This is a genomic window from Youngiibacter multivorans, assembly GCF_017873395.1.
Taxonomy (GTDB): Bacteria; Bacillota; Clostridia; order Clostridiales; family Clostridiaceae; genus Youngiibacter; species Youngiibacter multivorans.
Window position 1 is genome coordinate 45074 of the sequence record NZ_JAGGKC010000009.1, and the last position, 12881, is coordinate 57954.

12 protein-coding genes, 1 tRNA gene and 1 other RNA gene are annotated in these 12881 nt (G+C 46.7%); 8 read left to right on the forward strand and 6 right to left on the reverse strand.

Features of this window, described 5'->3' with window-relative positions:
* Positions 1-3: 3 nt before the first annotated feature.
* Genes moaA through J2Z34_RS06750 form a run of 4 tightly spaced genes read left to right on the forward strand, consistent with a single transcriptional unit; the run spans position 4 to position 2591 of the window.
* Positions 4-963, forward strand: coding sequence for a GTP 3',8-cyclase MoaA (gene moaA, locus J2Z34_RS06735; RefSeq protein ID WP_209459104.1), 960 nt, complete (start codon positions 4-6; stop codon positions 961-963).
* On the forward strand, positions 960-1436 hold the full coding sequence (gene moaC / locus J2Z34_RS06740) for a cyclic pyranopterin monophosphate synthase MoaC (protein WP_280922309.1): 477 nt from the start codon (positions 960-962) through the stop codon (positions 1434-1436). Before moaA ends, moaC begins: the two co-directional genes overlap by 4 nt.
* A gap of 12 nt (positions 1437-1448) precedes the next feature.
* A complete protein-coding gene (locus tag J2Z34_RS06745; protein ID WP_209459106.1) occupies positions 1449-1886 on the forward strand; it encodes an MOSC domain-containing protein in 438 nt (145 codons plus the stop codon).
* Between the two features lie 15 nt (positions 1887-1901).
* Positions 1902-2591: a HesA/MoeB/ThiF family protein gene (locus tag J2Z34_RS06750; protein WP_209459107.1), complete on the forward strand. Its 690-nt coding sequence runs from the start codon at positions 1902-1904 to the stop codon at positions 2589-2591.
* A gap of 36 nt (positions 2592-2627) precedes the next feature.
* On the opposite strand, the gene J2Z34_RS06755 is transcribed toward J2Z34_RS06750, so the two are convergent.
* The 3 genes from J2Z34_RS06755 to ypfJ form a co-directional block, all read right to left on the reverse strand.
* Positions 2628-3035 carry a VOC family protein gene (locus J2Z34_RS06755; RefSeq protein WP_209459108.1) on the reverse strand — a complete coding sequence of 136 codons (408 nt, stop codon included), beginning with the start codon at positions 3033-3035 and terminating at the stop codon, positions 2628-2630.
* Between the two features lie 108 nt (positions 3036-3143).
* Positions 3144-3365 (reverse strand): hypothetical protein, encoded by a 222-nt coding sequence (locus J2Z34_RS06760; RefSeq protein ID WP_209459109.1) that lies wholly within the window; start codon positions 3363-3365, stop codon positions 3144-3146.
* 79 nt (positions 3366-3444) lie between these two features.
* Positions 3445-4287 (reverse strand): KPN_02809 family neutral zinc metallopeptidase, encoded by an 843-nt coding sequence (gene ypfJ / locus J2Z34_RS06765; protein WP_209459110.1) that lies wholly within the window; start codon positions 4285-4287, stop codon positions 3445-3447.
* 438 nt (positions 4288-4725) lie between these two features.
* Here ypfJ and J2Z34_RS06770 point away from each other — a divergent pair, with 438 nt between their 5' ends.
* Entirely contained in the window at positions 4726-8172 is a 3447-nt protein-coding gene (locus tag J2Z34_RS06770; RefSeq protein ID WP_209459111.1) for a pyruvate carboxylase, read from the forward strand.
* A gap of 72 nt (positions 8173-8244) precedes the next feature.
* On the opposite strand, the gene J2Z34_RS06775 is transcribed toward J2Z34_RS06770, so the two are convergent.
* The gene (locus tag J2Z34_RS06775) at positions 8245-9729 is read right to left on the reverse strand and encodes a UbiD family decarboxylase (RefSeq protein ID WP_209459112.1); all 1485 of its coding nucleotides are present in this window, start codon (positions 9727-9729) and stop codon (positions 8245-8247) included.
* 127 nt (positions 9730-9856) lie between these two features.
* Positions 9857-10675, reverse strand: coding sequence for a MerR family transcriptional regulator (locus tag J2Z34_RS06780; RefSeq protein ID WP_209459113.1), 819 nt, complete (start codon positions 10673-10675; stop codon positions 9857-9859).
* A gap of 261 nt (positions 10676-10936) precedes the next feature.
* Here J2Z34_RS06780 and J2Z34_RS06785 point away from each other — a divergent pair.
* Positions 10937-11026 (forward strand) — tRNA-Ser (locus J2Z34_RS06785).
* A 2-nt stretch (positions 11027-11028) separates the two neighbouring features.
* An RNA gene (gene ffs, locus J2Z34_RS06790) (signal recognition particle sRNA large type) lies at positions 11029-11292 on the forward strand.
* A gap of 101 nt (positions 11293-11393) precedes the next feature.
* On the opposite strand, the gene J2Z34_RS06795 is transcribed toward ffs, so the two are convergent.
* Entirely contained in the window at positions 11394-11747 is a 354-nt protein-coding gene (locus J2Z34_RS06795) for a DUF6954 family protein (protein ID WP_209459114.1), read from the reverse strand.
* A 215-nt stretch (positions 11748-11962) separates the two neighbouring features.
* Here J2Z34_RS06795 and J2Z34_RS06800 point away from each other — a divergent pair, with 215 nt between their 5' ends.
* Positions 11963-12766: an alpha/beta hydrolase gene (locus J2Z34_RS06800; RefSeq protein WP_209459115.1), complete on the forward strand. Its 804-nt coding sequence runs from the start codon at positions 11963-11965 to the stop codon at positions 12764-12766.
* The last annotated feature ends 115 nt before the right edge of the window (positions 12767-12881 follow it).

Sequence of the window (12881 nt, forward strand, 5' to 3'; positions counted from 1 at the left end):
AGAATGATAGACCAATATGGGAGATCCATAGAATATTTAAGGATATCTGTCACTGAGAACTGCAACCTGAAGTGCATATACTGCAATCCTGACGGTAAGCTTTTATGCGATAAGGGCTCAAACTACCTTTCACCTGTTGAGATAGAGAAGATCGTCAAGGCGATGGCAAAGATCGGCATAAGGAAGGTAAGGATAACCGGAGGAGAGCCTCTGGTGAGACCCGATGTATGTGAGATCATAGAGAGGATTGCAAAGATTCCAGGAATTGAAGACATTTCCATGACTACAAACGGTATAAATCTTGACACCATGGCTGAAAAGCTCAAGGAAGCAGGACTGAACAGGCTGAACATCAGCCTCGATACACTGAAGTCTGACAAGTTCAGCTACATTACAGGCGGAGGAGACATCACCAGGACTCTCAAGGGTATAGATAAGGCCCTTGAACTCGGACTTACACCTGTGAAGCTTAATACGGTGCTGATCAAGGATATCAACGATGATGAGATTGACGACCTGATTAGTCTTGCAAAGGACAAACCGATTGAAGTCAGGTTCATCGAGCTCATGCCGATAGGCTTCTATGGGGAAAAGAACAAGGATAAGATCATGTACAGCGATGAAGTGATAGAGGCAAGGCCACACCTTAAGTTCCTCAAGAAAACAGACAAGGGTGCTCCTGCAACCTATTACGGAATTGACGGATACCTTGGAAAAGTAGGATTCATATCTCCCATGAGCCACAAGTTCTGTGGAGACTGCAACAGGATAAGGCTTACATCTGATGGGAAGATAAGGCCATGCCTTGGCCACAACGGGGAAATTGACATCAGGGGATTCCTGGATATGCCTGCCAAAGAGTTCGATGATAAGATCAAGGGGATAATATACAGCAAGCCAAGAGGCCATAATTTCGAGGAAGGCTTCTCGTCATCAAGAAAAATGAGCATGATAGGAGGCTGACAATGGAACTGAGCCATATAGATGAAAAGGGTAATGCAAGGATGGTTGATGTTTCCGGCAAGGAGCATACGGTAAGGGAAGCGGTGGCTTCGGGAAGGGTCCTAATGGACAGGAAGACTCTTGACCTGATTATAAGTAACGGTCTTCCGAAGGGGGATGTGCTTTCTACTGCAAGAATAGCAGGCATAATGGCTGCAAAGGATACATACAGACTAATACCAATGTGCCATAACCTGCCTCTGGATGGAGTAACTGTTGAACTTTATCCGGATCTGGGGAGATGCTCCATAGAAATCAGGGCAACTGTCAAATGTGTATGGAAGACCGGGGTAGAGATGGAAGCGCTGACTGCTGCGTCAGTCGCATGCCTGACCGTATTTGACATGTGCAAGGCTGTGGATAAAAGGATGGTAATAGAGGACATCAAGGTTCTTAGAAAAACCGGAGGAAAATCCGGTACGTTTGAAAGATAGGGGGAAAGACAGATGGCAAGGGTAGTAGCGGTAAACATCAGTGACAGGAAAGGTGTAATCAAGACTCCGGTGGAAATGGGGGAATTTCAGACGGACCTTGGTCTAAAGGGTGATGCTCACAGCGGAAACTGGCACAGGCAGGTGAGCCTGCTTGCACAGGAGAGTATAGACAAAATGAGTGCCAGGGGAATTCTGGAGCTTACATCAGGAAAATTCGCTGAGAATCTCACTACGGAGGGTATTGAGCTTTTTACTCTCCCCGTAGGAACCAGGATGGAAATAGGAGAGGTCCTCATGGAGGTAACCCAGATAGGCAAGGAATGCCACAGGGGATGCCAGATCATGAAGATGGTGGGAGACTGCATAATGCCACGTGAAGGCATATTCACAAAGATTCTCAGAAACGGTGTCATAAGACCCGGCGATGAAATCAGGCTGTCTGTTGAATAGCCGAAGGGGAATAAGATGGACAGGAGATATGAGCGCAACATAGGAATGCTTTCGATTGAAGAGATGGAGAAGGTCAGGGCTAGCAGCGTCTGCGTGATCGGATGCGGAGGTCTTGGTGGCTATATCATCGAGCTGCTGGCAAGGCTTGGCATTGGAAAAATAACTGCAGTTGACGGTGATGTCTTTGATGAGACCAATCTGAACAGACAGCTGCTGTCATATCCTGGAAACATTGGAACAGGGAAGGCGATAGCTGCTGAAGAAAGGGTAAAGCTGATCAATCCCGATGTTCAAATTAAGCCCTTGAACATATTCATTGATGAGACAAATGCATCTGGAATAATCCATGGACATGATGTTGTCGTCGATGCACTGGACAGCATAGGAGCAAGGCTGATACTTCAGGAGGCCTGCAAGAGTGAAGGCCTGCCTATGGTCCATGGAGCCATAGCAGGATGGTATGGACAGGTTTCGACGATTCTCCCAGGAGATGACACGCTGAAGCTGCTCTACCCTGACAATGCGAAAAATAGCAAGGGTATAGAGAAGCAGCTTGGGAACCCATCCTTTACACCGGCACTCGTAGCTTCGATTGAATCAGGTGAGGTCCTAAAGGTAATCATCGGAAGAGGAAATCTCCTGACAAACAGGATACTCAGGATTGACCTTCTTGAGCAGGAATATGACATAATCCAGATAAAATAGAAATAGCAGGAAGCTCATACGGGCTTCCTGCTATTATTATCTGCTCTGGAAAAGCTCAACAAGCTCACCGTCTGGTCCCTTGAAGAAGGCAATTGTTATGGGTGCCGGCGGATTGCTTGGGAGCACGAGGTCCTTAGGCTCCATGGTTATAATCATTCCCTCAGCGCGAACTCTTTCGAGTACGGACCTTGTATCTGCAGTTCTTAGCGCAAAGTGCAGCTCTGCCCAGTCCGGCTTTTCATCAGGGGTTCCGCCTGAAAACAGCTCAAGGCATGCGCCATCGCCGGAATCAAGCATGATGCATGACCTGTTTCCTGAGTTGAACTCCGTTACCTTTTTGAACCCGAGCACTTTAGTGTAGAAGGTCTCGGATTTCTTGATGTCATAGACATTAATTGAAATATGGTGGAATCCTCCACCTCCGAGTATCTCGTTTGTTCCCAAAGCTATCATCTCCTTCGCAGTAAGTCCGGCAAAATAAGTCCGGTTGGTCCAAAAGTTTCAAAAACTGGCAGGAGGTCTTCATAAAATAAGACCCCTGCCAGTTTTTTTCTACCAGATAAGCGCTACTATGACGATAAGTATCAGTGTTGCAGCCAGTGAGACTATTCCGAAATGCCTGAGCTGTTTCGGATTGGACATTTTCAGTATGTTCACGTTCCTTCTGTTTGCGGGCCTCTGCTCATAGAGCTTCCAGAAAGCCAGGCCTGAGAAGCCGACTCCCATGAGTACTCCTATGAGAAGCAGGTTCCTTATGAGTGTTATTGTATCCATCAGGTGCTCCTTTAAATTGTTCTACACTGGATATGATACCACTGTTAAGGAATTTGGTCACTAAATCTGACGGAAAATATTACAGGTCGTCTGCTCCGAATGTATCAGAACCTGATAGGTCTCCGAGCTCATATCCCTTACGGAACCAATTAACCCTCTGTTCGGAGGTGCCATGAGTGAAGCTGTCTGGAACCGTATAGCCCATGGTCTGTTTCTGGAGAGTATCATCCCCTATGGCGTTTGCTGCATTAAGGGCTTCCTCGATATCTCCTTCCTCAAGATACCCCTTGCCCTGGACATGATTTGCCCAGACTCCTGCAAGATAGTCAGCCTGCAGCTCAAGCTTCACGGAGTACTCGTTGTATTCGGTTTTGCTGACCTGCTGCCTTATCTTCTCCATCTCATCAAGGATACCGGTCAGGTTCTGGATATGATGCCCGACCTCATGGGCGATGACATAAGCCATTGCGAAATCTCCCGGCACATTGTATTTGGTGCGCAGGTCCTTGTAGAACGTAAGATCCATATATACGGTCTGGTCAGTAGGGCAGTAGAAGGGACCTGTTGACTCTCCGGCTACACCGCAGGCAGACTGGATGCTTCCTGAATATATCATCATCTTGGGCTGAACATATTCTCTACCGCTTGCCTTGAAGATGTCACCCCAGACAACCTCGGTATCGGCCAGTACAACTGAGAAGAAGTCTGCCATCTCTTCTTCCTCTGCTGTCCACTGGACTGAAGGGGATGTGCCTGGATCTATCACTGAGTTCTGGAACAGGGATCCAAGGTCACCACCTCCAAGCAGCGTCATAATAAGAAGAAGGATCATGCCGATCCCGCCTCCGGCCGCTATTTTACCTCCTGTACCTCCGCTGCTTCTTCCTACATTGCTGCTTCCTGATCTGTCTCTCCATTTCATATGAATTTCCTCCTTTCAGAGATTTCCTTCATTTATAAGCATTGCTGCTGTCCCTGTGATTAGATTATAGCAAGTAGGTGGTGCTGTACTTGTAAACAGGGGGTATCCTTTTTGTAACCGGCATATGAATACGCGTTTTTGTATCCATTGACAATATTCAAAATTGAGCGCCAATTAACGGATTTTGCGACTTTGCGTTTCATGCGAAAGTTAATATAGCTGGCTTGCCATTATGTTCGTGTATTTCCGGATGAAATAGCTGGTATTTAAGAAAAAATTTGCGCGAACTTGTATGTGTTATTGAAATAACGGTGTGGATGCAGTATAATTTTGAAATGATTCCATGGTAATTTGGAAAATACCATCCTGTTTTTGAAAAAATGCAGGATTGAAAAAGTAAAGCTTCATTTATTTAGGATATTTTGGGGAGGAAAAGACATGAGCAAATTTAAAAGGGTCCTGGTTGCAAACCGCGGAGAAATCGCGATAAGGGTATTTAGGGCATGCAACGAGCTGGGGATAAGGACAGTTGCAATCTACTCGAATGAGGACAAGTATTCACTTTTCAGGACAAAGGCTGATGAATCCTATCTTATTGGTGAGGGTAAGGGGCCTGTTGATGCATATCTCAATATCGAGGAAATCATAAGCCTTGCCCTGAAGAAGGGTGTTGATGCCATTCATCCTGGCTACGGCTTCCTTTCAGAGAATCCTGAATTTGCGAAGAGATGCGCAGAAGAGGGGATTGAATTCATCGGACCTACATGGGAGATGATGGACAGCCTTGGTGACAAGATCAAGTCCAAGATTGTTGCGAGAAAGGTCGGTGTTGCGACCATTCCCGGCTACGAGAAGGATGTAAAGTCAGTAGAAGAAGCGGCACTGCATGCCGGCGAAATCGGATATCCCCTGATGCTGAAGGCCGCTGCAGGCGGTGGCGGAAGAGGCATGAGGATAGTCTGGAAGGAGTCCGAGCTTCAGAACGCCTTCACAAGCGCCAAGAATGAAGCAAGGAAGGCATTCGGGATTGACCATATCTTCATGGAAAAATACCTGGAAAAGCCTAAGCACATTGAAGTACAGGTGCTTGGTGACAAGTACGGCAATATAGTCCATATGTTTGAGAGAGACTGTTCAATTCAGAGAAGACATCAGAAGGTAGTGGAGTTTACACCTGCCTTTTCAGTACCTCAGGAAACAAGAGACAGGATTTATGAGGATGCACTGAAGCTTGCCAATGCTGTCAAGTACAGGAGCGCGGGAACCCTCGAGTTTCTTGTGGATAGCACTGGAAGGCATTATTTCATTGAGATGAACCCGAGGATACAGGTCGAGCACACAGTCACCGAGATGGTCACAGGCATAGACATTGTCCAGGCTCAGATACTTGTTGCGGAGGGCTTTGCCCTTGATTCACCTGAGATAAACATTAAGTCGCAATCTGATGTGAAGCTTAACGGCTTCTCGATCCAGTGCAGGATAACTACTGAGGACCCATCTCTGAACTTTGCTCCTGACACTGGAAAGATTGAGTCCTACAGGACTGGCTCCGGATTTGGAATAAGGCTGGATGGAGGCAACGGATTTACAGGTGCTGAAATCAGCCCATATTACGACAGTCTTCTGGTCAAGAACATTTCATGGTCAAGGAACTTCCAGGATGCCATAAGAAAGTCGGTAAGGTCAATAACTGAGATGCACATCACAGGAGTCAAGACTAATGTCGACTTCCTCATTAACGTGCTCAACCATCCTATTTTCCTTGCCGGTGAATGCCATACGGGCTTCATTGAAGAAAATCCGGACCTGATCTCATCTGCGACAAGAGGAGATGAGGAAGGCAAGGTATTGAGGTTCATAGGGAACATCGTCGTCAATGAGACCATGGGTGTAAAGAAGGCATATGACGTGCCCAAGGTTCCTAAGGTAGAGTATGTAAGGGCAGAGGATTTAAGAGGTACCAAACAGATACTTGATACCAGGGGACCTGAGGGTCTCGTGAAGTGGATAAAGGAGCAGGACAAGGTGCTGCTCACGGACACCACTATGAGGGACGCTCATCAGTCACTGATGGCTACAAGGGTAAGGACGAAGGACATGATAAAGGTCGCGAATGCGGTCTCTGTATACGGAAAGGACCTTTTCTCCATTGAGATGTGGGGAGGAGCAACCTTTGACGTAGCATACAGGTTCCTCAATGAATCACCTTGGTCAAGGCTTGAGGAGCTTAGGAGAAGGATACCGAACATACTGTTCCAGATGCTCCTGAGAGGTGCCAATGCTGTAGGATACAAGAACTATCCTGACAATGTCATCAAGGCCTTCATAAAGGAGTCAGCGAAGTCTGGAATTGATGTATTCAGGATATTTGACTCACTAAATGAGCTTCGAGGAATGCAGCTGTCCATAGATGAGGTAGTGAAGAACGGCAAGGTGGCAGAGGCTGCCATATGCTATACGGGAGACATACTTGACAGCAGGAAGGAAAAATACAATCTCAAGTACTATATCGACCTTGCAAAGGAAATCGAAAAGTCAGGAGCCCACATACTTGCGATCAAGGATATGTCAGCGCTCCTCAAGCCGCATGCGGCATTCAAGCTGGTAACAGAACTCAAGAACGAAATCGGAATTCCAATACATCTGCACACTCATGACACAACAGGAAACGGAGTCGCGACAGTCCTCATGGCTGTTGAAGCTGGAGTTGACATAGTAGATACCGCGTTCAACAGCATGTCTGGACTTACAAGCCAGCCAGCCCTGAACTCTGTTGCCGCTGCACTTAAAAACACCCAGAGGGATACTGGTATCGACCTTAAGGGCATCCAGAAGATATCCGATTACTGGGAGGCAGTGAGGCCTGTATACGGGAAGTATGAGTCAGGTCTGAAATCCGGATCTGCCGAGATATACAAGTATGAGATCCCTGGTGGCCAGTATTCGAACCTAAAGCCGCAGGTAGAGAGCTTCGGATTGGGCCATAAGTTCACTGACATCAAGGAGATGTTCAAGACCGTCAACGACATGCTCGGTGACATAGTCAAGGTCACACCATCATCAAAGGCGGTCGGCGATTTTGCCATATTCATGGTCCAGAACGGGCTGACACCTGAAAACATATACGAGAAGGCTGCCACAATGGCATTCCCTGACTCGGTGGTTTCCTACTTCAAGGGGATGATGGGACAGCCTATGGGTGGATTCCCTGAAAGGCTCCAGAAGCTGGTCCTCAAGGGAGAGGAGCCGATAACCTGCAGGCCGGGAGAGCTATTGGCACCGCTTGATTTTGATGCGATAAGCGAAAAGCTATCAACCAAGTACAGGATTGAGCCGACCATGAAGGATATACTTAGCTACGCCCTTTATCCTGAAGTGTTTGAAGGCTACCTTAAGTTCAGGTCCCAGTATGGTGACCTTGGAAGAATAGGCAGCGATGTTTTCTTCCACGGACTTTCAGAAGGTGAGACCATTGAAGCTGAGGTTGCTGAAGGAAAGGCGCTTATGATCAAGCTCCTGACAATCGGTAAGCCGGATCAGGAAGGAAACAGGACTCTCGTATTCGAGGTAAACAGGAACAGGCGTGAGATAAAGATCAAGGATAAGAACAGCACGATGAGAGATTCCAAGAACGGAGAATTCACAGCTGTTGAGATGGCTGACCCTGACAACATTAACGAGATTGGGTCGCCAATACCTGGAACAGTGATTTCAGTACTGGTTAAGGAAGGCGAGCAGGTTGCTGAAAACCAGGCTATTGTCGTAGTCGAGGCCATGAAGATGGAGACGAGGATTACCAGCCCTAAGGCAGGCACCATAGCGTCAGTCAACGTATCTGTCGGTCAGCAGGTAAAGTCCGGAGAGCTTCTCATAGTCATAAAATAGTCTGATGCAAATTGAAGAGACAGGCACTGGCTTCTAGCCGGATGCCTGTCTCTCTTTTTTGTCTGAGATTGCTTATTTGTAGTCAGGTACCCATCTTGTCGGGTCTACCTCCATGAATTGTGACCTCTGGAACTTGTCCTTCAAGGAATAAGGGACCGTGCAGTCGAATATGGTCTTGCAGGAGATTCCCTTGTCCTTGATAAGTGGACTGTATTCAGGACTCTGTGAGGGATCGAGTGGATGGCACCTTACGCCCGGGATGAAGGTTGTGTCTACATTGCCCTGGTATCTTGTGTTGAGTGCCCAGAGCACATCGTTTGAATCGAATATGTCCACATCCTCATCAACAAGGACCACGTGCTTCAGCTCGGAGAATGCTGCAAAAGCCAGCAGAGCTGCCTGACCCTGACGACCTTCGTCGCTTGGCTGGCTCTTCTTGAACTGCATCACGGCCATATATTTGCCGCCTCCTGACGAGTGGGCATAGACATTCAGCAGCCTGCCAGGCATCGCCTTCTCGACCATCTGGAGGATGCTAGCCTCAGTAGGTATTCCTGCCATGCTGACATGTTCCTCGCTTGGACCTATGACTGTCTGCATTATCGGGTTTATCCTGTGAGTCACAGCCTTGACCTTGATTATCGGGAGCGAATTGTTGGCTCCGCCGGTATACCCCGGGAATTCTGGCATCGCCTTGCCTGTTCCTGTATTCTGGTCCTCTTCGACCCTTATTCCAGGAAGAAGCTCGCCCTCTACGACATACTCCGCATTTGCAATGGCTCTCTCGTTTATTGTCATGCACTTTACGAGCTCTACCGCCCTGCCTCTGATGGCGCCTGCAATGCTAAGCTCGTCGAAGCCGATTGGCGTTGTGGGTGGCTCGAAGCAGGCTGCGATCTCTATTGCAGGGTCAACTCCAATGCTGATTGAAATTGGAAGCGGCTGTGAAAGTTTCTCTGCCTTTTGCCTGAAAACTTCAAGATGCCTTGCACCAGGTACGAAATACATGGAAATCTCGTCCTTTGACTGCAGGCACAGCCTGTGTATAGTCACATCTGACTCCTTAGTCTCTGGATCTGATGCATAGCACATGCCCATGGTTATGTACGGGCCTGCATCTTCAGGAGTGTTTGTAGGAGCTGGTATCAGCTTCCTTATGTCGAAGCCCTCATCACTTGAGTAGTGGACTATCTCCTGGCACGGTGCAGCATCATGCTGAACAACTATCGGGTCGATTGGTTTTTTAACTGCATCATTGAGAAGGAATCCAAGCCTTTCAGGCTTGCAGCCCAGCATTAATCCAACTCTTTCCCTGCTGGACAAAAGACCAATCAAGGTTCTGGAATCTTCATGGCCGATGACATTATTGAAGATCATTGCCGGACCTATTCTTGTAGGCCTCATTACGGTACCACCGGCTCCGATGTACCTGTAAACACCGGCTAGCTCTGCATTTGGGTCTACGGGGACATCTGTTTCGATCAGCTGACCAGGCACGGTTTTCAGAAGCTCAAGTGCTGAACGCAGATCATTGACTGCTGTTTTTTCATTTGACATTTTAATGCACCTCTCTTTATTTGAACTCAGTCTAAGGTGTATATCAGCAATACAGTCAAGGATTTTTTTAGCCAGGTGATTTTTTAAAAAGGAAATGCTGCCACCGTAGAATTTGGTGGCAGCATTATCATTTTATCCTTATCTGCAGCTGGCAATAGTCGACATTCCTGTCGGCACCATAAAACGTGGTGTCAAGCAGACAAAGGTCAAGGATATCCCCGTTTATCTCATATCCAGAGCCATTGATATGCTCAAGGAGCCTTTGCAGCGGATCCTTTTCATAGGGCATTGCGTTTTTGTTCATGCATACATATTTCCCTGACTCAATGATGATTTTGCTGTCTATCTCTTCCTTGTAATATGGAAGGAATGCTATTACACCAGCTCCCTTGAACCAGTCTTCATCATTGATGCTTCCTTTCCTGATCATCGTTCCGAATCCGTCTGAAGAGAGCATGTCATGCTTCCAGAGTATCTTCCAGGCCTTCATCAGAGTGACGTGGAGCTCCTTTCTGCAAATGGGGTTTTCGAAAGGTACAAAAACGGCGTAGCGTTCAGGGAATTCAATGATTGCAGGATTGTCCAGGTCTTCCTTGTACCTGCTCATGTTGCTGTAGAAGTCGAGCCTGTGGCTGATGAACTCTCTGGTCAGGGTAAGCCTCGCTATCTCCCTATCCAATGCTTCCTTCTGGCTTTTGAGAAGGCTTGATGCTGAATCCAGGCTCCTGCTTCCTATATGATTCTTTATTTCATCAAGAGGTATGCCAACATTCTTAAGGTAGCAGATTTCCCGGAGCACAGGAATCTGAAGGGTGTCGTAAGCCCTGTATCCGTTGCTTTCAGTGTGGTCTGGCTTGAACAGACCTATCTTGTCGTAATAGATCAGGGTTTGACGTGTTATGTTATGCAGCTCTGCCATATCACTTATCGAAAGGTATTCGCTCATAGGTACCCCCATGGTTATCGGCGTAAAGAAGTATTTATTTAGTCATGATTTTAGCATATTTTCTGAAGGATTTCTTGAAATTCGACGCCAAAATAAAATTCAGCATTTCACTTCAACTGGATTATTGCAGATTTTTTGCTGCTATTTCCGTTGAAACCTCAGCTTAAAAAACTATTGACGTAAAAAAAACTATCCATTATAATTACAATGTTGTTCAATGCATGTAAGTTTTATAACAACTTAAGTGTGTTGATGTGATGTGGAGAGGTGGCCGAGTGGTCGAAGGCGCACGCCTGGAAAGTGTGTATTGGGGAAACTCAATCATGGGTTCAAATCCCATCCTCTCCGCCATTCCGTGCTAGATGGGGAACCAGCGGTGCCCTGTAACCTGCAATCCGCTACAGCAGGGTTGAATTCCTTTCCGAGGCCCAAGGCTTCAGGGCCTGACCCATGAAAGTAACGTTGATGAATTGGTCCCACGCAATGTACGGCTATGAACCTCGTCAGGACCGGAAGGTAGCAGCGATAAGTAGTTTGTGTGTGTGCCGTGGCAAACCTGTTCTGAGTTTACTGCTAGGGTAACGCCTGGAACCTTTCTGTCGGAGAAAGGTGCACGGTTTAATTGTACATATCCACCCATGATGGTTTATGCCATTGAGGGTGGTTTTTTTATTTGTTTTATTTTAATGGAGCGCTTCCCTGAAGAAGCGCTCCTTAATCAATAATTCTTCCTGGTCTTGCCGTGAAGGTGGTGCCCAAGCTTAACCGATACGAAGGTTATTAAAACCAGAAGCACCATATAAAGTAGGATCAGCAGATATAATTCAGAGAAAAGGAAAAGGGTCAGGAACACAATGCCTGGTACAATTAGGAGTAGAGCTGCAGTTATATGCATTTCAGAGAAGAAGAATCCAAGCAGCAAGCCGAGTAATCCGTATATGACGAGTATCACTGCTATGATAACAAGCCTTTCATCCATGGCTCCATCGGAAAAAACCGAGTTCATGACTCCGAAGAAACCGAACAGCAGGCCGAGGGCGAGTGAAAGCACTGATCCCAGGATTTTCTTCATGAATTGACCGCCTTTCAGGGCAGGGTTTAGCCTTGCCAGAAGTATTCACCTCAATTGTAGTATCATTTTCAGCAGGATGCAATTAAGTATAAGCACCTGAGCTGCAGGATTCTGTTTTTCTTATTGGTGATGATGTCAAAAAGCATGTAGTGATGATATGGTATAATAATGTAGATGGAAACGTTTAGATTTCAAGGAATAATAAGGAGGGTAAAATGAAAGAGAGAATTTTCCAATCGTATGATGGGACAGGTCTTTTTGTTAAAAAGGACGAGGTAATGCACAATAAGGCTGTTGTACTTATAGTACATGGACTCTGCGAGCATCTTGGAAGATATGACTATCTTACTGAGAAGCTGAACAGCAGCGGGTATTCTGTTTACAGGTTTGACCACAGAGGACATGGAAAATCTGAAGGCAGGCGTGTATTCTATGGAACCTATAATGAGATATTCGAGGATGTCAATGCTGTGTTCGACCTCATGAAGTCCGAGAATCCGGGAACCAGGCTATTTGTTGTAGGCCACAGCATGGGAGGGTACGCATCCGCACTTTTCGGAAGCCACTATCCGGGAAAAGCTGACGGCTATGTGCTTTCTGGAGCGCTTACAAGAAACAACGCTGGAGCAGGCTCAGCCTTACCTCCTGATTTACCCGCTGAGACATACTTCCCCAATGAGCTTGGTGCAGGAGTGTGCAGTGACCCAGAGGTAGTGGCAGCCTATCAGAAAGACCCTCTTGTCGAGAAGCAGATTTCAGCAGGCTTGTTCTATACTATTTTTAAGGGAATCGGATACCTCAAGGGGAATCCCGGAAATTTCACAGATCCTGTATTCCTTATGCACGGCTGCGATGATGGATTGGTTTCCAATTCAGATTCAAGGGAGTTTTTCGGTGAGATAGCCTCTAAAGACAAGAGTCTCAAGATTTATTCGAAGCTTTACCATGAGATATTCAACGAGGTTGAAAAGGATGAGGTCATAAGTGAGGCGATTGCCTGGCTTGATAAGAGGTCTTAAGGCCCGCTTTCGTGGACAAGTGACTTGCAATTACGCACACATCTGATATAATTAAAAAAATCGGAGAGTCGGAAGGCTCTGGATTGCATGCATTTACGGTTAATTAGAATTGATG

What these genes read in the sequence shown, in the direction of transcription:
- moaA (WP_209459104.1), top strand. Translation starts at nt 4, where the DNA reads ATGATAGACCAATATGGGAGATCCATAGAATATTTAAGGATATCTGTC.
- J2Z34_RS06800 (WP_209459115.1), top strand. Translation starts at nt 11,963, where the DNA reads ATGAAAGAGAGAATTTTCCAATCGTATGATGGGACAGGTCTTTTTGTT.
- J2Z34_RS06795 (WP_209459114.1), bottom strand. Translation starts at nt 11,747, where the DNA reads ATGAAGAAAATCCTGGGATCAGTGCTTTCACTCGCCCTCGGCCTGCTG.
- ypfJ (WP_209459110.1), bottom strand. Translation starts at nt 4,287, where the DNA reads ATGAAATGGAGAGACAGATCAGGAAGCAGCAATGTAGGAAGAAGCAGC.
- J2Z34_RS06750 (WP_209459107.1), top strand. Translation starts at nt 1,902, where the DNA reads ATGGACAGGAGATATGAGCGCAACATAGGAATGCTTTCGATTGAAGAG.
- J2Z34_RS06770 (WP_209459111.1), top strand. Translation starts at nt 4,726, where the DNA reads ATGAGCAAATTTAAAAGGGTCCTGGTTGCAAACCGCGGAGAAATCGCG.
- J2Z34_RS06780 (WP_209459113.1), bottom strand. Translation starts at nt 10,675, where the DNA reads ATGAGCGAATACCTTTCGATAAGTGATATGGCAGAGCTGCATAACATA.
- J2Z34_RS06760 (WP_209459109.1), bottom strand. Translation starts at nt 3,365, where the DNA reads ATGGATACAATAACACTCATAAGGAACCTGCTTCTCATAGGAGTACTC.
- J2Z34_RS06745 (WP_209459106.1), top strand. Translation starts at nt 1,449, where the DNA reads ATGGCAAGGGTAGTAGCGGTAAACATCAGTGACAGGAAAGGTGTAATC.
- J2Z34_RS06775 (WP_209459112.1), bottom strand. Translation starts at nt 9,729, where the DNA reads ATGTCAAATGAAAAAACAGCAGTCAATGATCTGCGTTCAGCACTTGAG.